The following is a 20,354-nucleotide window of genomic DNA, read 5'->3' as shown; positions in this document are numbered from 1 at the left end:
GTCAACTTATTGCACCCTTCTTAGGGCATGATGCGGTTGGCGGTAGTTGCGCGGATCTCGGCATGAGCCCGGAGCGGAATTCGCCTCATGCCTCCTTATGCCTACCGGTGCCGCTTGAACGAATCCAAGACACTTCATTGCAACGACCCGCTGCCTCGCAAAGGCATCTTTCGCATTCTGGTCTGCCGCCCCAATCATCGTCTTGGCAATACCATCTTGCTTACGCCGTTGATTGCGGAGCTCGAGCGGCACTTCAAGGGCGCGGAAATCGACGTAATTTCCGAAGGGGATATCGCCGAAGAAGTCTTCGCGACCTTCTTCAGCGTCCGCAACGTCTATTGCCTGCCCAGGCGAGGATTCAAGCACCCGCTGCCCTTCCTGCATCTGCTCCACCGCGTGCGTCGCAGCCGCTATGACCTGATCATCGACCCATGCCTGGGCTCGGGCTTCAGTCGTGCGGTCACCCGACTGCTGCACGGAACTTACAAACTGGGCTTCAGCGACTCGCCTTTGCGCTCGGGTCTCACCCACGCAGCGCCGACCAGTATTGCCATGCAACATATGGCCAAGCGGCCGGTCAACCTGCTGCGCTGGGCGCTGGGCCGCAGCCATGGCGAGGAGCCTGGCTATCCTCCATTGGATATTCGACTGACGGATGTCGAGCGAGCCCACGGACGCCATGTGATTGGCGAACTACTGGCCGTGTCGCGCCAGACCAGCTCGCCACCGGTGGTAGGCGTGTTCGCCAATGCGACGGGCGCCAAGCGTTACCCGATGGAGTGGTGGCGCGAGTTCATCGACACCTTCAAGACGCTGTGTCCGGCAGCCAGCATGCTCGAGCTGATCCCCATGCATGGCCATTCCATGCTGGGGGCCGAATGGCCGGGTTATTACTCGTCCGACATTCGCCGCATGGGCGCGGTCATGGCCGGCATGGATTTGATGATCACGGCCGATTGCGGCGTGATGCATCTGGCTGTGGCCTCCCGCGTGGCGACGGTCGGCATGTTCTGCGTCACCGATGCGTCGGTGTATGCCCCTTACGGCAACGGCAACTGCTCCCTGCCCACGCAAGGGCTGTCAGCGCGTGAAGTCGCTTGTCGCGTGGTGGCGGCGCACCCGGATTTGCTGGGGCGCCCCGTGTTCGGGTCGTCGCTGGGGGACGTGCCGGCCACCGCAAGCGAAGACCTGTTCCTTGAGCGGGCATGGGCACCATGACGGAACCACTACGCGCGCCCGGCGAGGTTTCCGCAGAGCGTGCCGACGTGATGTCCTCGCATCGCCACGGATCTGGAAGCGAGCCAACGGATGCTCCGGCAACAGCCTGGCCGCGTGATCGATTGGAGCGCTGGCTGTTGATGCTGGGCGCCTTGCTGTTGCTCGCGGCCGGCATCGGCCTGCGTGGACCCACGCCCTCGGATGAGCCGCGTTTTGCGCTGGTGGCGCATCAAATGGTCGCGTCCGGAAACTGGCTGATTCCGCATCGAGGCAGCGATTGGTATTCGGACAAGCCGCCGCTGTTCATGGCCATGCAAGCGTTGTCGTACACGCTCACGGGCAACTGGTGGGTGGCCTTCTTGCTGCCTTCTTTGCTGAGCGCGCTGGGTACGCTGTGGCTGGTGTACGACCTGGCGAGGCGGCTGTGGGGTCATCGCGCCGGCATGTTTGCCAGTCTTGCTCTGCTCTGCACGGTGCAGTTCGTGTTCCAGGCCAAGCGCGGACAGATCGATCCGACCGTCACGTTTTTCATCACGCTCGCCAATGTGGGGCTGCTGCGGCATCTGTTGCTGGGGCCGGACTGGCGTGCGTTCTGGCTTGGCTGTTTTGCCGCGGGCCTGGGCATCATCACCAAGGGCGTGGGCTTTCTTGCCTTGCTGATGCTCTTGCCGTGGGCCTTTGCCATGCGGCGTCCCTGGTTGGAAATGCCTGACTTGCGTGGTCATATCGGGCACTGGATGGGCGGCCTGCTGGCGTTCGCCCTGGCCATCGCGCTGTGGATGGCGCCTTTGCTTTTCTATGTGCACGCGTACGACAGCGACGTGGCGCGCAGCTATCTGCACGACATCTTCTTCAACCAGACCGTCCATCGCTACGTGCATCCCTGGAACAGCTTCCAGCCGCCGTGGTTCTATCTCACGGTAATCGTCACCTCGTGGCTCCCGCTTAGCCTTGCCCTGCCCGCACTGGCGCCGACATGGATGGAGCGACTTCGGGCGCGCGATGCACGCATCCTGCTGCCGCTGGCGTGGATCGTCATGGTCATCGTGTTCTTCAGCCTGACGCGGGCCAAGCGCGATGTTTACATCATGCCGGCGCTGCCCATGCTGGCCCTGTGCGCAGGACCGTATCTGGAAGAAGCGCTGCGGAAGCGCTGGTTGTCGTACGTCGCCATCGGCTTTCTGATCTTGCTCGGCGGCGCCGCGTTAGGTATCGGTGTGGCCGCGCTTAGCTTTCATCCTGCGGCGACTGCGCGTTTCATCGCCGCGCGCCAACTGAGCGAGCAAGCGCCGCTATGGTGGGGTATGTGCATCGCCCTGGGTGCGTGGCTGTTGCTGCAGGCGGCGATATTTCGACGCCATCGCGCAGGTGTCGCCGTGCTCGCCGGCATGGCCGGCGTGTGGTTGATCTGGGGGCTGGGCATGGCGCCGATGTTGGCGCGCGCCAGCTCCCCGGCGGCGCTCGCAAATCGCGTGGAACAGACCATCGGTCCACAAGCCGAGCTCGCGTTGGTCGCCTGGAAAGAAGAACTGCCGCTGGCTTTTTCGCGCCAACTCACCGATTTCGGCTTTGTGGTGCCCTGGCATCAGCAGCTGGCGTCGTCGATACGCTGGCAGGCCCAGGCGCCGGAAAGGCGCTGGGTGCTGGTGCTGGCCGACGTGATGGGCCCCTGCATCATCCCCTCGGCAACCGTAGATGCAGGCATCACCAGTGGACGCGATTGGCGGCTGTTTCGCAGCGATGCGGTGGCCCCGGCATGCCGCCAGGGTCAGGTGCCGTCGGGCGCTGTCGAGGACTGGGGCGGCATCGACAGCCACCGTTGATGTCCCCGCGCCTTGTACCTGTGCCACCACGTTCTCGAGTCGACTGTGAATTTTCCTGATACTCACGCACTTCGCGCCACCTCGCACGTTCGGCTTGGGTCATATCTGCCGTGGACATGGCTGCCGCTATGGATCGTGGCGGCGCTGATCGCGATTTTTCAGCACGGCCCCATGCCCATGTATTCCACGCGCACCTTGTCGGTGGCATGGGAGATGTGGACGCATCACAGTGTGCTGGTTCCTTACCTCAACGGCTTGCCCTACAGCGACAAACCACCGCTACTGCTGTGGCTGATCCAGCTGGGCTGGGCGATCGGCGGTGTGGGTGATGTGTGGCCGCGATTGCTCGAGGTGGCGCTCGGCGCCCTTCAGCTGGTGCTGGCGTGGCGCCTGGCGCGCCGACTATTTCCAGACAGTCCGCTGATCGCACACGGCGCGGCGTGGATCCTGCTCGCGCTTACCTATGGCTTCCTGTTTGGCCTGCAGGTGATGTACGAGGTGCTGTTGGCTGACTGCGTACTGGCCGCCCTGCTTTGCCTTGCACCCGCAGTGCATGGTCAACCGCCGAGCCTGGGTAGATTCGCCTTGGCGCTCAGCCTCGGCTTGTTGACCAAGGGGCCCGTGATGCTGCTGCATGTTGGCCTGCCCTGGTTGCTGGGTCCTCTATGGAGCGACTACGCGCGGCGCGATGCCCGGCGCTGGTATGTACGAGGAGGCGTTGCGTGTCTCGCGGCCTGTGGCGTACTGCTGGCGTGGGCCTTGTCTGCCGCGTGGAGTGGCGGCGAGGTCTATCGGCACACGCTGCTGGTGCACCAGACCGCGGGTCGCGTAGTCGACGCTTTCGCTCATGCGCAGCCGTTCTGGTGGTACCTGCCCTTGCTGCCGGTGCTGGTGTTTCCGTTTGCGCTGTGGCCGCGTATCTGGTTGGCGCTGGCTGCCTTGCGTGGTCCGCTTGAGCCTGGCGTGAGGTTCTTGCTCGCCTGGCTCGGCCCCGTCTTGCTGGCGTTCTCGGTGATCAGCGGCAAGCAGGCGTACTACCTGCTGCCGGAGTTTGCCGGATTTGCCTTGCTGATCGCGGCATCGCTGGCGCGCCTGTCCTTGCGCGAGGCGCACCCAAGCCGCTGGTGGTCGCCATGGCCGTTGGCGCTGCTATTGGCGATTGCTGGCGTCATCTTGATCGCCATGAATGGGCTGGTTACCCATGGGCACCTCGCCGACCCGATGTTTGCAACGTTGGCTACGCATAGCCGCCCCTTCGGCGTGCTGTATCTGCTCTTGGCCTTGGCACTTGCCGTGCCGCGAGGAGCAGAACTGTACCGCGTGGCCGGCGTGGGCTTGCTCGCTGTGGTGGCGGCCAACGGGCTCTTCAGCATGACGCTATGGCCCGCTTACGACTTCGCTCCCGTGGCCCGACTGCTTGCGACTGCCCAGCAGCAGGGACGTCCCGTCGCCAACTTCGAATCGAACGACGGGCAGTACACCTTCCTCGGACGCCTAACCCAGCCGGTCGCATCGGTGCATAGTCTCCACGCACTCAGCGCGTGGGTGCGCCAACACCCCGAAGGCCTGGTGATCATCTATCCCAGGCGCCTGAGCGACGCCGATCGCGAACACGCCATCTATATCCAGCCGTTCCGCGGCATATCGCTGGCCGTGTGGCCTGCAGCAACACTGGCGCAGGCACTTCCTCAAGAAAACCTGTGACGCGATGCGCGCGATCCGGCGCGCGCTCCTACCATTTTTGCAAACGAAAATTGCAGGGTGCAGGTTTTGCATGGCGATCGCGGCGCGCGATCAGCCGGCAAATAGACGCGCGCTCAGTCACTTAGTGGCATGGCACGAAATTGGCAAAAGACTAACCAGTCCTTCGCCAACGCAGAGCCTCACCCATGCCCGCAACGGCCGGTACGTTTCAGGATCGGTTCCGCAAAACGCCATGTCATAACTCGTCCACCCCGGCCGCGGGCGATCGCATGAGCGCACAAGGCAGCAGCATGCCGAATGCCGCCTGCCCACATTCACCACCTACCTGTCGCATAGAGGAGGCGACCAGTGCATCGCTGACCGGTTGTCACGCATGAACAGCAGCCTGAGCGTGTCGGTTGAATCTACGCGAGCGGTCGCGCGCATCCACACCAGTTCACTCCTGTGGGTGATGCTGCTGGGTCTGTTGCTTGGTTTTGCCTTCCAGGGCTCCCGTGGGTTGTGGAGTCCTGACGAAGGGCGCTATGTGGGCGTCGCACTGCAGATGATGGACTCGGGCAATTATCTCGCGCCTGCCTACAGTCCCGCTTCGCTCAATTTCTCCAAGCCGCCGCTGACCTATTGGGTGATTGCGGCGTCGCTCCGGCTATTCGGTCGCAACACCTGGGCGGCGCGCCTCCCTTACGCTCTCGCCTATCTGGCGACGCTGGCGTTGCTGTTTGTCATGGGCAAGCGCACCAGCCCGAGCAAACCCTGGCTTCCGTCACTGGTCTATGCGACCAGCCTGTTCACGTTTTTCAGTTCCAACATCATCAGTACGGATGTGCTGTTGACTCTGACTGAGGGCATGGCGGCCCTCGGCTTCATCCTGCACAACTGGCCTGAGAGCGGCGACGAACGACGTTACGGATTGGTCGCGATGTGGCTCGGTTTTGGCCTGGCCTTTTTGACCAAAGGTCCGCCGGGACTACTCCCTTTGCTTTCGGTCATCGCGTTCAATGCGGCCTGCGGCGGTGGGCGCGCCGTCGCTCGACTGTTTCAACCGGCCGGCCTGGTGATCTTTCTGCTGGTGGGATTGACCTGGTACGCCGTGGTCATTCTTCGCTATCCCGGTCTGCTCCACTATTTTCTTCACCAGGAAGTGTATGGCCGCATCTTCACGGCCATGCACAAACGCCACGCGGGGGCCCTTGGATGGGCCGTGGCATTTCTTCCCGTCCTGGTGCTCGGAACCCTCCCCTGGTGGCGTGGCGTGGCGCTGTCGATGCACGACATGCTGAGGCCCGCCCAGTGGACTCAGTGGCGCAAAGAGCGATCGATTCAGTTGTTTCTTGTCCTCTGGTTTGCCCTGCCCTTCGTGATCTTCTGCTTGGCGCGGTCACGCCTGCCGCTCTATCTGCTGCCGCTGTTTCTTCCCATCGCGCTGCTCACGGCGTCGCGCATGGAGCGCACATTTGACCTGAGCACTCAGCGGACCATCGGCATGTTGGCCACATGGCTGGTGCTGCTGCTAGCGACCAAAGCCGTCGCGGCCTACGGCTATCGAACGAACGTCGACAACCGCCATGCGGCAAAACAGCTCGCGGCCACGATGGCCGCCTCCGATTACCGAGCGCTGCTTTTTCTGGAAGAAGCCACGGACACCTATGCCGTGGAAGAACAAACCCTCTGGGGCCTCAGGTTCTATCTCAACCGACCGGTCTACGGCATCTGGTGGCGCAGCCCCGACGTGAGCACACAGCTCTGCGCTGCGATCAAGGCACAGGAAACGTCCTTGCTGCTGGTCGATCGCGATATCCCTGCCGCCAGTGCACAGGCGCTGTTGAACAGCTGCGGCGCTTCCATCGAGTCCGCCGGTGCCTGGCGAAACAACATGCTGTTTCTCGTACGCGGTGTTCCGAAGTGACCGGAGGGCGTATGTCTATTCGACGACTGGCAGCCTTGGTCTTCGTGCTTGCCTGCAGCTCCAGCTGGGCAGGCAGCGGCATCCTGGGGCTTGATCACCCGGTGACCTATGACAACAGTGGCATCTGGAAACGCAGCAATCAGGAAATCCTCATCTATGGAACCATCGCCACCGTGGGCGCCGGCGCGCTCTGGTTTGGCGATGACAACAAACTCGGTGACACCTTCTGGCGATCGGTCGATTCCATGGCCGTCACCGCCATCAGCACGCAGGCGCTCAAGTGGACGTTCCAGCGCGAGCGCCCTTCGGAAACGAACAACCCGAACAAGTGGTTTCAGGGCCTGCACGCCCAGAGCTTCCCCAGTGGCGAAGTGGCGGCCATATCCGCCGCCGTCACGCCCTTCATCGTCACCTATGGCAACGACCACCCGGCGGTCTACCTGCTCGCCCTCCTGCCCGCTTACGACGCCGTCGCCCGCGTAAAGACGCATGGACACTGGCAGAGCGACGTGCTGATAGGTGCGGCCATCGGAACGGGCATCGGGATATGGGCCACGCATCGTGATTCGCCGTGGATTCTTTCGCTGCTTCCCGGCGGATTTCAGGTCGGCTACGTCCATCATTTCGATTAGAACGCAGCTCTCTGGAGTCAGCTTAGAGGCGGAAAATTTACGCCGCCGCAGCATTTCGATGTAGCGCCTTTACGCCCGCAGGACACAGCATGCCTCATCCGCTCCGATGAGCGCCGAAAAGCACACCATGCTGTGAGTATCTTGATCGTCCATGGGCCGCACACATCCAGCAACTCGCTCCCTCAGGAGCTACAGCAACAACTTCAGCAACAAGCCTTCGCAGCGGGGTGCACGCTGGAGCTGCGCGGATGCAGCAACTTGAGCCACTTTGTCGGTCAGGTGTGCGCTGCCGGATCAGACAGCACCGAGTTCGTGCTGCTCGATCCAGGCGACCTGGCATCTCAGGTACGCGAGCACCCCGAAGCTGGCCTCATCGATGCCCTCGACCAATTGGGCGCACCGTACATCGAAGTTCACGAAGAGTTTGACGCCGAGCTGGAACACGACGCCGGCTTCCACAAAGCCCCGCTCGCCACCGTCATCATCAACGGCAACATCGGCAGCGGTTACCGCATCGGCCTCAGTATCGCGCTGCGGCAACTGCAGGAGGGGCGTTGCCGGGACCAAGGGGCTCAGCCCAGCGGCCCCGACCAACGCCATGCTTTTGGTCAGCGAGCTGCCGGACTGTAGCTTGGCCGTGCGGGCAAGAACCGGCTGTTGCGCAGCAGTCCCGCCGAGATCAGCGACACCAGCACGCCGACCGGGAAGATCTCCACGAAGGTCATCGGCAGGCGGTACATCGGGTTCGCGTACTGGACCTTGAAGGCCTCCATGTCGGCCGTCACCTTGGCCAGCGCCTCCGCGCTCGCGCCCTTGGCCTTCTCGCCGGCGATGATCGCCTGCGCATAGGAGGTGGCGAAATCCATATGCGTCATCGCCTGCACTGCTTCCCAGGCCGCCACGTAGAAGATTCCTGCGATGAAGCTGATGCCCAGCCCTACCCCGAGTGCCGGCCAGAAGCCGATCACTCCGCCCCGGTCCACGTCCCGATGCCGCTTGATGCCCACGAACACCGCGCTCAGGGCGATCAGCATCGTCGTGTAGCCGATCACCATGCCGTATTTCATGGGCGGCATGCCGGAGAACGCGATGAAGGTAAGCAGTTCGAAGCCGCCGACGATCACGCCGGCGATCACGCCGTATTTAAGAATGGTCCGTAACAAGGTGTGCTCCCCGGTGATGGATGGTGTCGCCATTGATCGCAATCAGCGGTTGCCCCCGCAATCGCCCGAAAGGGTGATTTAGACCTGATCACCCGAAATCACCCGACTTCAGGGCACGATCCCCAGCTCGCGTGCCCGTCGAATCGCCTCAGTGCGCCGTTTCGCACCCAGCTTTCCAAACAGCCTCGCGACGTGTGTCTTGACGGTGTTCGGCGACACATGAAGGCGTGCCGCGATCTCCTTGTTGGAGTGGCCGGCGGCCAGTTCATGCAGCACCTCCAGCTCACGCCCGCTAAGACCCAGCGCTGCCTGCGCCTTTGGGTTGCCATCGAAGCCGGGCGCCGGCGGCGTGGCGAAGACCCTCACGCCCAGCACGATGCCGAGCACCAGGAAGGCTGCCGCCACCAGAAACAGATAGATGTCGCCGGAATGCATCCGCGCCAGACGCTGGTAGTCGAGCCACTGCAGGGCAACGGTTCCCGCCGCCAACAGCGCCCCGTAACCGACCACCCGCTTCCACATTGCCGCCTCCATTCGTCCCGTCCGGCACCATCTTAGCGCCGGTCCACGGGCGGCTTGGACGCCAGCTGATCCGCTAAGGGCTCGATGCACGCAGCACGCGCACGGGTACCGACTTGTAGGACGGCGTGCCGCTGACTTTGTCGTGGTAGTCCAGCGGCACGAGGCAGTTGCCCTCCGGATAATACGTGGCCACCGAACCCCGGGCGATCTCGTACGCAACGGCAATGACCTTGCCAAGGCCGCGCTCCCGCCCCTGGCCAAACGCCGTCTCCACATGGATTTCATCGCCATGTTCGATGCCGCGCTCGGCGAGGTCCTGTCCATTCATGAAGACGACATCGCGGCGACCGAAGACGCCGCGGTAACGATCATCGAGGCCGTAAATCGTCGTGTTGTACTGGTCGTGGCTGCGGATCGTGGTCAAAGAGAGGATGGTCGGATCCCTACGCAGCGGACCTTCGTCCAGGCCGCTGAAACAGAGGAACTCTGCCTTCCCAGAAGGCGTATTCCATATCCGCTCGGTGGGCGGCAAGGGCAGTCTGAAGCCGCCGGGTACGCGTATGCGTTCGTTGTACTGCTCAAATTCCGGATAGACCGCCTCGATGGCATCGCGGATGCGGTCGTAGTCGGCGATCAGATCCATCCAGCGGACGCGACTCCCGGGCAGCGTGGCTGCGGCGATGCCGGCAATGATCGCGGGTTCCGAGCGTAGCGCTTCGGAAGCGGGCGTCAGCTTGCCTCGCGATGCATGCACCATCGACATGGAGTCTTCCACGGTCACGGCTTGCGGACCGGTGGCCTGGTTGTCCCGTTCTGTACGGCCCAGGCACGGCAGGATAAACGAGTGCTTGCCGGTGAGCAGGTGCGAGCGGTTGAGCTTGGTGGCGACATGCACGGACAGTTCAAGCCCTCGCATGGCAGGCAGACACGCCTGCGAATCGGGCAGCGCCACCGCAAGATTGCCGCCCAGGCAGATCAGAGCCTTGGATCGGCCGTCGATGATCGCCTGCATGGCAGCCACCGCGTCGTGGCCGTGCGCCGACGGTGGGCGAAAACCGAAGGTCTGCTCGATGCGTGCGAGCACGGCCGCCGTGGGCTTCTCGGTAATGCCGACAGTCCGGTCACCTTGAACATTGGAGTGGCCGCGCAACGGACAAATGCCCGCCCCCGGCTTGCCGAAGTTGCCGCGCAAGAGCAGCAGGTTGGCGATCTGTTGCACGTTCTGCGTGCCGGTGATGTGCTGCGTCACGCCCATGCCGTAGGTGACAATGGTGGCGTTCGACTTGGCATACGCCGCGGCGACCGCTCGCAATGCCGATTCACTCAGGCTGGATGCGGCCTCGATGGCCGTCCATGACGTGCTACGCAGATCGGCAGCCAGCGCTTCGAATCCGCGTGTGTGCTGCTGGATGAAGGCATGGTCGATGACGCCCGAATTCGGACCCGCTGCCTCGTCCATCTCCAACAATGCTTTCATGATGCCCTTGAGGGCTGCAGCGTCGCCGCCGACTTTGACCTGCAGATAGGTCGATGCGATCGGCGTGGACCCGAGTGTCGCCATTTCCCACGGATCCTGCGGATCGGCGAATCGCTCCAGCGCGCGCTCACGCAGTGGGTTGAGCACGATGATCGGAACACCGCGGTGCGCCACTTCGTGCAGCGTGCCCATCATGCGGGGATGGTTGGTTCCCGGGTTATGCCCCATGGCGATGATCAGCTCGCAATGGTCGAAATCGTCAAGCGACACGGTGCCCTTGCCGATCCCGATCGATTGCGGCAGGCCGACGCTGGTTGCTTCGTGGCACATGTTAGAGCAGTCCGGGAAATTGTTGGTGCCGTATTCCCGGGCGAAGATCTGGTACAGAAAAGCCGCCTCGTTGGAGGCACGCCCCGAGGTATAGAACTCGGCCATGTCCGGACTATCCAGGCCGCGCAGGAGCTCGCCGATACGTGCAAAGGCCTCGTCCCAGCCAATGGCTTCGTAGATGTCCTTCTCGGCGTTATAGGCCATGGGATGCGTCAACCGTCCCTGGTCTTCCAACTGGTAGTCGGTCCAGCCGAGCAGCGAAGTCACCGTGTGGGCGGCAAAGAAGGTAGGCGGAACGCGTTTGTTGGTCGCCTCCCAGGTCACCGCCTTCGCGCCGTTCTCACAAAACTGAAAGGTCGAGGTGTGCTTCTTGTCGGGCCAGGCACAGCCCGGGCAATCGAAGCCTTCCGGCTTGTTGGTGCGCAGCAGGGTTACCGCGGCTTCGCCAGCGTCCATCTGATCGCGAACGGCTTTGGCGGTCGCACGTAGCGCGCCCCATCCGCCGGCAGGATTGTCGTAGGGACGAATGCCAGGAATCTCTTTCTCAGTCATCACGCCACCCCGCTGAACGCTTGAACACCCGATGAGCTTGCAAGGTTCCATCCAACAAGGGCACGAACGGCCCGATGCTTCCATGCGCAAGCCGCGAAGCTACGCCACGGGAGAACTATCCTCCGATCGATTCGGGGGTGTCCACCGTTTCTATGCTAGATAGGTGGCCACGTTGCAACCTCCAAGGTCGTCATGTCGAAACAAAACATTCCCACCCTCTACGAATGGCTTGGCGGCATGGATGCACTGGCACGCCTGACCACGCGCTTCTACGAACATGTCAAGGCAGATGCTTTGTTGGGACCGGTGTTCGCGCACATGGGCGACGATCATCCCAGCCACGTCGCCGTTTTTCTGGCGGAGGTGCTGGGCGGTCCGCACACTTATTCCGCCGGGCATGGCGGTCACCCGCATATGATTCAGCGGCATCTCAACCGTCATCTGACGCAGGCACAACGGCGACGCTGGGTGGGTCTGCTGCTGGAAACCGCCGACGAGCTAGGCATGCCGGACGACCCTGAATTTCGTTCGGCCCTGGTCGGCTATCTAGAGTGGGGTTCGCGCCTGGCCGTGATCAATTCGCAACCAGGCGCCAGCGTGGACCAGGACGCACCCATGCCCACATGGGGCTGGGGTGAAGTGAAAGGACCGTATACGGGCTGAGCACGCTGACGTGTCTTGCACTTGCCACAAAAAAGGCCGGACCCCGCAGGGCCCGGCCATCGAACGCAAGACAAGAATCTACCGGGACGTCCAGGCTCGCGCCTGACTAGAACTCCTGACTCAGCCGTATGCCGATCGTGCGCGGCGGTGTCATGACGGTATAGACCTGACCGTTGGGATATGCCGGCACTACGTCGTGGGCGGCGCAGACGGCCTCCGCGCATTCCGTGTAGCGGTACAGCTGTCCCCGTTTGTCGAACATGTTGTTGATATAGATATCCAGCGACAAGCCGTGCTTCTTGATGCCGGCGGTAAAATCCACCGTCGTGTACGCAGGCAGATTGCCCACGAGGCCTCGTTCCACAATGCGCAGGTCGGAGGTGCGGTTGCCCACGTGCACCACGGCTCCCTGCACGAAGGCCTCCATACCGGCAACGTCGAAGGCATAACGCGCAATCAAATTGCCTTTGAACTTCGGCGTCACCGGCAACTGCGTGCCCTTGGGCGCCTGCGGTCCGGTCACTACATCACCCGTGAGCGGATTGACGGTACCCGCGGGGCAGTAGGTGATCGGCGTGCCGCTGGTGTCGGTGAAGCCGCAGTAGTTCTCCGTCAATTTGGCGTTGTACAGGGCCACGCCCATGCCGATGGTGAGGTTGTACGTGGCCGCCCAGTTCAAGTCCGACTCCAGGCCGTCAATCTGCGCCTGACCTGCGTTCTTGATTTCGGTCAGGCCGTTGGCGCCCAGGATGCTGAACTGGAAGTCCTTCCACTTTTCGCGGAACACCGCGCCGTTGAACGACAGGCGGTTCTCGAACCAGGTCGTTTTCCAGCCCAGCTCATAGTTGGTCAGGTAATCCGACTTGTACGGCGGCAAGCTGCCTCGCCGATTGATGCCGCCCGGGCGGAAGCCTTCCGACCAGGTGCCATAGATCATCTTGGTCGGCGTGATCTGCCAGGTCAGGTTCGCCTTGCCGAGCGAGCCCGATTCGTTGGTGCTCTTGAAGAAGTCCGAACAAGGTGCGCCGTGGTAAGGCTCCTGCGTCACGCAGCCGGCCTCGCCGTAGCTCGACGACGGCGAATAGCCGGAACTGAATCCGTAGAAGCCCTGCAGGCTGTTGTCCGTCTTGAAGTAACGGCCACCGATCGTGCCGGTCAAGGTCTCCGGTATGAAGTCATAGGACAGCTCGCCGAACACCGCCTTGTCGCGGTCATTGCGCTGCTGCTCGGTCAGCCATAGCGTATTGGGCCAGCCCGGCACCGCCAGCGAATCGGCCAGGCCGTTGATCATGTAGGCCTGCTCGATGTCGTGCACCTGCTTTTCCCAGAACAGGCCGCCCACCACGCGCAGGCGATCTTCCTTGGGCGAGGCGATGCGCAGCTCGTGGCTGTTCATCGTGTAGTGGTCCTTGCCCTGGATGAACTGCGACGGATTGATCAGCTTGCCGCTGTTGTCGTAGATGTAGGCGCCATAGCCGGCCAGCGTGTCGTACCAGAACGAGTAGTCGCTGTAGTCGCTGTACTCTTCCTGGTTGCGCTTGAGGCGGCCATAGGCATAGGTCAGGTCGAAATTGCCGATCTTGCCCTCCACCGTCAACGCCGCCTGGATCCAGCGGTCATTGGTTTTTTCCGGATAGAAGTGCGTGAGCGCCAGACTGCCCACCTGCGGATCGGAGGCCACGTTGCCGTTGGCAATCGTCTGCTGCCCCATCAGCGTCGGACTGATCGACCACTCGTCGTTGAGGTTGATCTTCAACGCCGCGCGGGCACCGCTGGTGTCGACGTCGTTGTAGTTCTTCTTGGCTGCGCCGGTGCAGACCAGATCCGGCCCCGAGCATCCCTTGGCATTGCTGACAGTGATGCCCGAGGTGGGGAACGTGCGCTCGCCAACGACGTTGTCGATGTAGCCCGCATCGTGCTCATGCCAGCCCACCAGGCGGATCGCCGCGCTCGGTGACAACGGGATATTGACCATGCCGTCGGCTTCGTAGCCGATGCCGCCATGATCGACCGAGTCCATGCCGACGCTGTAGCTGGCGGCAAACGCACCCGGGTCAGGCTTGTTGGTGATGATGCGCAACGCGCCCGCCTCGGCGCTGGCACCGTAGAGCGTGCCCTGCGGACCCGACAGCGATTCGACGCGGGCGATATCGTACATATGGATATCGAGCGGTCCCTGGATCGTGGTGACCGGCTGTTCGTCCAGATAGACGCCCACGCTCGGCAAGGAGCCGGAGTGGTTGCCGTCGCCGCCGCTGGCCACGCCGCGCATATAGATCAGCGCGAAGCCCGGTCCGAACGTCTGATACGAAACGCTGGGCAGATACTTCACATAGTCGTCAAAACTCTTGACGTGCAGTTCCTGCAGCTGCTCCCCGCCCAGCACGTCGATGCTGATCGGCACCTTCTGCAGATTTTCCTCGCGCTTCTGTGCGGTCACCGTCACCGTGCCCAGCGTCTTGGGCTTGGATGGAGCGGCAGGTGCCGCGGCGGGACTCTGGTTCTGGTTTTGAGTCTGCTGGCTGTTGTCTTGCGCGAACACCGATGGCGCTACGGCAAGACAGATCGCCGCGGCAAGCGGCAACCGGGCTAGTCGCACCCTTTCTGTTCGTATTGGCTGTCTTGGCCTGACCCTATGCATCGACTTCCCCTCCCCGGTAGTGACGACGATCTATCAGTACTAGCTATAAGACTCCCCATGCCGGCGGCTCGGGATAGCACCCGAGCACCGGTCCCAACGCCTGCTCCAGCGGTTCCAGCCAGGGGGCGTAGTGCCGCCAGTGATCCACGCCTTCGCGGTAGATCGGCCGACGCACCTGCTCCGAACTGGCCGTACGCACAGGCCGCTCGTTCTGGAAGAAGCGCAGACACGATTCTTCGAACGGCAGGCCACAATGGTCGAGCAGACGCCGAACCTCCCCTTCGGTGTCGTCGACCATGTGTTCATAGATGACGCGATGGATGCGGCCGGGCAGCACCCGGTCGAAATGCGACATCAGCGCCACGTAGTCGCGGTAGTAGCGACCCAGGTCCTCCAGGCTGTAGCTGAAGCTCTGCCCACGCGCAAAATGCTGTTTGAAGCCCGAGAAACAACAGGCCACGGGATGCCGGCGCGCGTCGATGATCTTCGCGTTCGGCAGCATCAGGTGGATCAGGCCGATGTGCATGAAGTTGTTCGGCATCTTGTCGATGAACAACGGTGCCGAGGTCTTGCGCTGGATGCGCGTGTGTTCGAGATAGCGTTCGCCCAGTTCGTGCAGCGCGTTCGCGTCCAGCGTCGCCAGCGCCTCGTGGTAGGGCATCTCACTGGCGGCGTGCGCCTGTTCGCGCAAGCTGCGCGTGATTGAAGTGACCTCAGGCAGTTCCATGGTGCCTTCGACCATGCTGTGACTGGAGAGGATCTGCTCGATCAGGGTGGAGCCGGCGCGCGGGAGACCCAGGATGAAGATCGGATCGCCGGACGCGTGGCCGCAGCCGGCGCGCGCAGCAAAGAACTCGCTGGTGTAGCGCTCACGTATATGCTCGACGCGCGCCGTGGTCTCATCGGCGCTGTAGTTGAGCTGCGCATGGCGTATCGCGTTGCCTTGCGCGTAATGACTGAACGACGCCTCGTACTCGCCGCCATCCTCCAGCGCCTTGCCGATGGCAAATTCCAGGTGCAGGCGATCGTCCTCACCCAGGTCGGCGCGCGCCAGCTGCCGGCGCATGACGGCAAAATCGTCGGCGCTGAAGCGGAAGGTCTTGAGGTTGGCAAGACTCCACCATATCTCGCCAAACGAAGGCTGCAGCGCGACGCCGCGACGATAGGCCTCGATCGCGCGCGCCGTATGCCCCGCCGTCTTCAGCGCATGGCCGTAACTCATCCATACACTGGGATGGCGCGGATCGCGCGTCACCAGGTCGCCATAGATGCCGATGGCCGGCTCGTAATCGCCGATGCGGCACAGCACCGCCGCCTTGAGATTGAGGTGGCCGAGGTTGTTCGGTTCAACCGCGAGCAACTGCTCGACTTCCGCCAGCGCACGCTCCGGCTGGTTGCCCCGGTGCAGCACCAACGCATAGTTCTGGCGCGCGGCATGGAAACTGGGCGCCAGCTCCAGGCAACGCGAGAGCAGATGCTGCGCATCTTCGAGACGCCCCAGGCGCGCGGCGACTTCCGCGAGCATGCGAATCGCCGCCACGTCGGTCGGCGCCTGCTTCAGATGCTCGCGCAGCAGCGCCTCGGCGTCCGGTATGCGGTTTTCGACCAGGGCGGTGGCGGCGGAGAGCAGGCGTGGATCGCGCGTGGAACAACGCACGTGCTGGGCGTAAGCCGCATCGGCCTGCGCGTGTTCGCCAGCGGCCATCAGCACATCACCCAACGCACGCCACGCTTGCGGCAGGTCGGGCTTGAGCACCGTCGCCAAGCGCAGCGCCGTCATGGCTTCCTGTCCCTGCCCGCTGCGGCCCAGTGCAATGCCCAGATCGAGCTGCGCGTACGCCCAGTTGGGCTGCGTGCGCACCAGCTGCTGAAGCATGTCGATGGCGCCCTGCATGTCGCCTTGTTCCGCGCGCGCGGCTGCCAGAAGCCGCATGGCCACCGGTTGATTTTCGACCACCTTGAGGATTTCGGCCGCCTGCTCGGCGGCCATCGCCGGGTTGCTCTCCAGCAGGCGCGCCGCGTGTGCCAGCGCCTGCTCCAAGGTGCCGCTGGCGTCGCGCGCCGTCATCGCGAGCGCTCTCGCTTGGGCATGCGGTGTGGGTGGCAGAGCAACACGGTGACGGCGGTTTGCATAAGGCGGCAAATGCTCCTCATAGGTCCTTGAGCAACCGGTAGTTGAACTCGAGCGACTGAGTGTAGGAAATCACCAGAATGCGTTCGTCCTGTCCGTGCGAGCGGTCATCGTCCACATCGTAGGGCAAGCCATTGAACACGTACGACGGCATGCCGGCAGCACGCAGAAATACACTATCGGACGCCCCTGCCGACATCATCGGCGACACCGGCACCGTACCCCACACCGATTTCGCCACGCTTGCGATCTGTGCAAACAACGCCGCATCCACTGGGCTGGGCGGACTGGGCTGAGGTGCTGCGACACGACTGATGTCGATGCCAGTATCTGCCACGGCATTTTTAAGCATGACGTCGACCTGGTCCGGATCCTCGTCCGGCAACAGGCGACAATTGATGGTTGCACGAGCCATCTGTGGCAGCGCGTTCTCGGCATGCCCACCCTGCAGCAAGGTGGGCACGCAGGTGCTGCGAAGCTGTGCATTGTTATAGGGCGAGGATGCGGCCAACCGTTGCAGCGCCGCCGGATCAGAGGGTTGCTTGCCCACGGCGCGCATATCGGCCGCGGTCTTGCCCGTATAGAAGTTCGCCAGTTCGGTGTAATAGCCACGCGTGGCCGAGTTGGTGCGCAAGGGAAACTGCAGCGATGAAAGACGGTCCAGCCCTTTGGCCAGCCGATAGATTGCATTGTCGGGCGTGGGCAGCGAGCTATGGCCGCCGGGATTGCGCACGGTGAGCGTATAGCTGAGGAAGACCTTCTCGGCCGTTTCCACCGACAACACCGCTGGCTTGCCGTTGCGTATTTCCGGGCCGCCGCCATCGACATTGATCGAATAGGCCGAGCGGATCAGCTCCGGCCGATGCGCCAGCAGCCATTGCACGCCATTGGATACGCCGTCCTCTTCGCCTGCGGTGAGCGCGAGGATGTAGTCGCCTTTCGGCCTGAAGCCCTCGCGGTGCAGGCGCAACAAGGCAGTGACCAGCCCTGCCCCGCCACCCTTGATGTCCATGGTGCCGCGACCATAGAAGTAGCCGTCGCGCTCGGTCAGGGTGAACGGGTCGACATGCCAGTCCTCGCGTCGCGCCTCGACCACGTCGAGATGGGCAAGCAGCAAGACCGGTTCGCGCTCTCCGCGGCCATGCAGGCACACCACCAGGTTGCGCCGCTTGGGATCGTCGCCCGCCACTTGCACATCCGCCGGTGCAAAGCCCTCGGCGATAAAGCGCTTGGCCAGGCGATCAGCCGCCACCGTGGTGCTGCCGTGCTCGGAGGTGGTGTCGGTGGTGATCAGTTCCTTGAGCAGCTCGCGGCCAAGCGCGACCTGCGCGCCGGTGGTGGCATCGGTCGCACGGGAGCCTGCCACCAAAAGGCTGAGCATTGCGAAGACTGCGCTTGTCATCACGCGATTCATGGAAGCCTCGCAAACCTCAGCTCGTCATCCCTGCGAAAGCAGGGATCCAGCGCCCTTGGCTCCGAAGGCTCGAAAGTCACTGGATTCCCGCTTTCGCGGGAACGACGGACGATGGCGTACACGCTCATGTTTTCTCCATCGCAAGCGCCAAGCCCTGGCCCACGCCCACACAAAGGCTGATCAGTGCACGGCGCTGACCGTGGCGACGCAAAGCAAATGCAGCACTCATCGCCAGGCGCGCGCCGCTGGCTCCGAGCGGATGGCCCAGCGCGATGGCGCCGCCGTTCGCATTGAGCTGCGCCGCATCGTCGTCAAGGCCGAGTGCGCGCGCACATGCCAGCACCTGCGCCGCGAATGCTTCATTGATTTCGATGCGATCGAAGTCCGACAGGCCAAGGCCGGTACGCGCGAGCAGCTTATGGATCGCCGGCACCGGGCCGATGCCCATCACGCGCGGCGCCACGCCGGCCGACGCCATACCGGTAATGCGTGCCAGTGGCTCCAGGCCGTATTTGCGCACGGCTTGTTCGGAGGCGATGAGGACGGCTGCAGCACCATCGTTGAGACCGGACGCGTTGCCGGCGGTGATGCTCGTACCCGTGCCAAGCAAGGGTTTAAGCGCGGCCAGCTGTTCGCAGGTCGAACCGGGGCGCGGCTGCTCGTCGGCATCTACGGCGACAACCTGCTTGCCGGATGTCGTTTCAACCGCAGTGATCTCTTCGGCGAGCCAGCCCTGCTGCCGCGCCTGCTCGGCGCGTTGCTGGCTGCGCCACGCATAGGCGTCCTGGTCGGCGCGGTCGATGCCGTGTTCGCGGGCGAGGTTCTCCGCCGTCTGCGTCATCGAATCGACGCCGTAGCTTTCCCGCATGCGTGGATTGATCAGGCGCCAGCCCAGCGTGGTGTCTTCGAGCTGCTGGTCGCGGGCCAGTGCGCCCTGGGCTTTGGCCATCACGTAAGGCGCGCGCGACATGCTTTCCACGCCACCGGCGATGATTAAATCCGCCTCGCCGCAGGCAATCGCCCGCGCGGCCTGGCCAATCGCTTCCAGTCCCGATGCGCACAGTCGGTTCACCGTGACGGCGGGCACGCTCATCGGCAGCCCGCTCAACAGCACGGCCATGCGCGCGACGTTGCGATTGTCTTCGCCCGATTGGTTGGCGCAACCGAGGATCACCTCGTCCAGCGCCGCCCAGTCCAGATCGGCGTGACGCGCCATCAAGGCCGTGATCGGCAATGCCGCCAGGTCGTCGGCGCGCACACTGGACAACGCGCCGCCATGCCGACCAAACGGCGTGCGGGTGGCGTCGACCAGAAAAGCGCTATGCATAGGCCCTCGTCAAGGCCATATGCGGTTGCCAATTGCCGCGCTGAATCGCGTACTCGACCGAGCGCTGAGCATCCTGCAGGGCGGGCAGGATCAGTTTCACGGCACGCGCGGGTGTGTCGTCGCTATAGGGCATGCCCACGTTCAGCGCGGCCACGACGCGGCCGTCGGCGGCGTGGATCGGCACGGCGATCGAACACAACCCCAGCTCGAGCTCGCGAGCCACGATCGAATAGCCCTGTTCGCGCACACGCTTAATCTCGGCCTTGAGCGCCGTCATGGTGTGCAGCGTGTGCGGCGTGAGCGCCTGGAACTTCTGCGCGCGCATCCACGCGGTGAGCTCGGCGTCGGACAGATCGGCCAGGACGACGCGCCCCAGCGATGTGGCATAAGCCGGCAAGCGCGCACCGACACCGAGGGCCACGCTCATCACACGACGCACCGGCACGCGCAGCACATAGACGATGTCGCTGCCATCGAGCACGGCCAGCGAGCAGGACTCGCCCACCCGCTCGGACAGCAAGGCCAGCGTCTCTTGCGCCAGTTCGGTCAGGTCCAGCGATGACAGATAGCTGTAACCCAACTCCAGCACGCGGGGCAGCAGAAAGAAGCTTCGGCCGCGACTGCCCACATAGCCAAGATGCTGCAGCGTCAGCAGCAGGCGGCGCGCCACCGCGCGCGACAAGCCGGCGCGTTCGGCCACCTGGGAAAGACTGGCACTGGCCATGTCGTGACTGAAGGCGCGCAGCACTTGCAGGCCGCGGGCCAGCGATTGCACGTAATCAGCACTGTCCTCGAACGGTTCAGATGCCATAGGTCGCAAGTGTCCATTGACAGGTCGAGCGTAGAAGGAT

The 20,354-nt window shown here is 63.3% G+C and carries 15 protein-coding genes; 7 read left to right on the top strand and 8 right to left on the bottom strand.

Features of this window, described 5'->3' with window-relative positions; translation table 11 throughout:
* The first annotated feature begins 87 nt into the window (after positions 1-87).
* The 6 genes from AC1DMY_RS09865 to AC1DMY_RS09840 all read left to right on the top strand — a co-directional run bounded on the left by AC1DMY_RS09865 (position 88) and on the right by AC1DMY_RS09840 (position 7,913).
* The gene (locus tag AC1DMY_RS09865; RefSeq protein ID WP_477164768.1) at positions 88-1,218 is read left to right on the top strand and encodes a glycosyltransferase family 9 protein; all 1,131 of its coding nucleotides are present in this window, start codon (positions 88-90) and stop codon (positions 1,216-1,218) included.
* Positions 1,215-3,041 carry an ArnT family glycosyltransferase gene (locus AC1DMY_RS09860; protein WP_477164767.1) on the top strand — a complete coding sequence of 609 codons (1,827 nt, stop codon included), beginning with the start codon at positions 1,215-1,217 and terminating at the stop codon, positions 3,039-3,041. Before AC1DMY_RS09865 ends, AC1DMY_RS09860 begins: the two co-directional genes overlap by 4 nt.
* Before the next feature lie 171 nt (positions 3,042-3,212).
* Positions 3,213-4,745, top strand: coding sequence for an ArnT family glycosyltransferase (locus AC1DMY_RS09855; protein ID WP_477164766.1), 1,533 nt, complete (start codon positions 3,213-3,215; stop codon positions 4,743-4,745).
* 373 nt (positions 4,746-5,118) lie between these two features.
* Positions 5,119-6,651, top strand: a complete 1,533-nt coding sequence (locus tag AC1DMY_RS09850; RefSeq protein ID WP_477164765.1) for an ArnT family glycosyltransferase — start codon at positions 5,119-5,121, stop codon at positions 6,649-6,651.
* A gap of 11 nt (positions 6,652-6,662) precedes the next feature.
* The gene (locus AC1DMY_RS09845; protein ID WP_477164764.1) at positions 6,663-7,283 is read left to right on the top strand and encodes a phosphatase PAP2 family protein; all 621 of its coding nucleotides are present in this window, start codon (positions 6,663-6,665) and stop codon (positions 7,281-7,283) included.
* A gap of 132 nt (positions 7,284-7,415) precedes the next feature.
* On the top strand, positions 7,416-7,913 hold the full coding sequence (locus tag AC1DMY_RS09840) for a hypothetical protein (RefSeq protein ID WP_477164763.1): 498 nt from the start codon (positions 7,416-7,418) through the stop codon (positions 7,911-7,913).
* Here the strand turns inward: AC1DMY_RS09840 and AC1DMY_RS09835 are convergent.
* The 3 genes from AC1DMY_RS09835 to AC1DMY_RS09825 all read right to left on the bottom strand — a co-directional run bounded on the left by AC1DMY_RS09835 (position 7,892) and on the right by AC1DMY_RS09825 (position 11,327).
* On the bottom strand, positions 7,892-8,419 hold the full coding sequence (locus tag AC1DMY_RS09835; protein ID WP_477164762.1) for a DUF4199 domain-containing protein: 528 nt from the start codon (positions 8,417-8,419) through the stop codon (positions 7,892-7,894). The two genes, AC1DMY_RS09840 and AC1DMY_RS09835, sit on opposite strands and share 22 nt — an antisense overlap.
* 135 nt (positions 8,420-8,554) lie before the next feature.
* Entirely contained in the window at positions 8,555-8,968 is a 414-nt protein-coding gene (locus tag AC1DMY_RS09830) for a helix-turn-helix transcriptional regulator (RefSeq protein ID WP_477164761.1), read from the bottom strand.
* Between the two features lie 73 nt (positions 8,969-9,041).
* Positions 9,042-11,327, bottom strand: coding sequence for an FdhF/YdeP family oxidoreductase (locus tag AC1DMY_RS09825; RefSeq protein WP_477164760.1), 2,286 nt, complete (start codon positions 11,325-11,327; stop codon positions 9,042-9,044).
* A 192-nt stretch (positions 11,328-11,519) separates the two neighbouring features.
* Between AC1DMY_RS09825 and AC1DMY_RS09820 the strand changes: the two genes are divergently transcribed.
* The gene (locus AC1DMY_RS09820; protein WP_477164759.1) at positions 11,520-11,990 is read left to right on the top strand and encodes a group II truncated hemoglobin; all 471 of its coding nucleotides are present in this window, start codon (positions 11,520-11,522) and stop codon (positions 11,988-11,990) included.
* Between the two features lie 106 nt (positions 11,991-12,096).
* On the opposite strand, the gene AC1DMY_RS09815 is transcribed toward AC1DMY_RS09820, so the two are convergent.
* The 5 genes from AC1DMY_RS09815 to AC1DMY_RS09795 all read right to left on the bottom strand — a co-directional run bounded on the left by AC1DMY_RS09815 (position 12,097) and on the right by AC1DMY_RS09795 (position 20,314).
* Positions 12,097-14,631 (bottom strand): TonB-dependent receptor, encoded by a 2,535-nt coding sequence (locus tag AC1DMY_RS09815; protein WP_477164758.1) that lies wholly within the window; start codon positions 14,629-14,631, stop codon positions 12,097-12,099.
* A 43-nt stretch (positions 14,632-14,674) separates the two neighbouring features.
* Complete coding sequence (locus AC1DMY_RS09810; RefSeq protein WP_477164757.1) at positions 14,675-16,699, bottom strand: tetratricopeptide repeat-containing sulfotransferase family protein; 2,025 nt, start codon at positions 16,697-16,699, stop codon at positions 14,675-14,677.
* Between the two features lie 82 nt (positions 16,700-16,781).
* Positions 16,782-18,164: a M20/M25/M40 family metallo-hydrolase gene (locus AC1DMY_RS09805; protein ID WP_477164756.1), complete on the bottom strand. Its 1,383-nt coding sequence runs from the start codon at positions 18,162-18,164 to the stop codon at positions 16,782-16,784.
* Positions 18,165-18,300: 136 nt separating this feature from the next.
* Positions 18,301-19,503, bottom strand: a complete 1,203-nt coding sequence (gene pcaF, locus AC1DMY_RS09800; RefSeq protein WP_477164755.1) for a 3-oxoadipyl-CoA thiolase — start codon at positions 19,501-19,503, stop codon at positions 18,301-18,303.
* Positions 19,496-20,314: an IclR family transcriptional regulator domain-containing protein gene (locus tag AC1DMY_RS09795; RefSeq protein WP_477164754.1), complete on the bottom strand. Its 819-nt coding sequence runs from the start codon at positions 20,312-20,314 to the stop codon at positions 19,496-19,498. Before AC1DMY_RS09795 ends, pcaF begins: the two co-directional genes overlap by 8 nt.
* Between the last annotated feature and the right edge of the window lie 40 nt (positions 20,315-20,354).

This window comes from Dyella sp. 01L423 (assembly GCF_056399945.1).
The sequence above is the reverse complement of the archived record's forward strand: the minus strand, read 5'-3'. Positions and strand labels throughout refer to the sequence as shown.

Coding starts and splice junctions, on each gene's coding strand:
- AC1DMY_RS09810 (WP_477164757.1), bottom strand. CDS start 16,699: ATGACGGCGCGCGACGCCAGCGGCACCTTGGAGCAGGCGCTGGCACAC.
- AC1DMY_RS09795 (WP_477164754.1), bottom strand. CDS start 20,314: ATGGCATCTGAACCGTTCGAGGACAGTGCTGATTACGTGCAATCGCTG.
- AC1DMY_RS09860 (WP_477164767.1), top strand. CDS start 1,215: ATGACGGAACCACTACGCGCGCCCGGCGAGGTTTCCGCAGAGCGTGCC.
- AC1DMY_RS09845 (WP_477164764.1), top strand. CDS start 6,663: ATGTCTATTCGACGACTGGCAGCCTTGGTCTTCGTGCTTGCCTGCAGC.
- AC1DMY_RS09825 (WP_477164760.1), bottom strand. CDS start 11,327: ATGACTGAGAAAGAGATTCCTGGCATTCGTCCCTACGACAATCCTGCC.
- AC1DMY_RS09820 (WP_477164759.1), top strand. CDS start 11,520: ATGTCGAAACAAAACATTCCCACCCTCTACGAATGGCTTGGCGGCATG.
- AC1DMY_RS09850 (WP_477164765.1), top strand. CDS start 5,119: ATGAACAGCAGCCTGAGCGTGTCGGTTGAATCTACGCGAGCGGTCGCG.
- AC1DMY_RS09815 (WP_477164758.1), bottom strand. CDS start 14,631: ATGCATAGGGTCAGGCCAAGACAGCCAATACGAACAGAAAGGGTGCGA.
- AC1DMY_RS09805 (WP_477164756.1), bottom strand. CDS start 18,164: ATGACAAGCGCAGTCTTCGCAATGCTCAGCCTTTTGGTGGCAGGCTCC.
- pcaF (WP_477164755.1), bottom strand. CDS start 19,503: ATGCATAGCGCTTTTCTGGTCGACGCCACCCGCACGCCGTTTGGTCGG.
- AC1DMY_RS09865 (WP_477164768.1), top strand. CDS start 88: ATGCCTCCTTATGCCTACCGGTGCCGCTTGAACGAATCCAAGACACTT.
- AC1DMY_RS09830 (WP_477164761.1), bottom strand. CDS start 8,968: ATGTGGAAGCGGGTGGTCGGTTACGGGGCGCTGTTGGCGGCGGGAACC.
- AC1DMY_RS09855 (WP_477164766.1), top strand. CDS start 3,213: ATGCCCATGTATTCCACGCGCACCTTGTCGGTGGCATGGGAGATGTGG.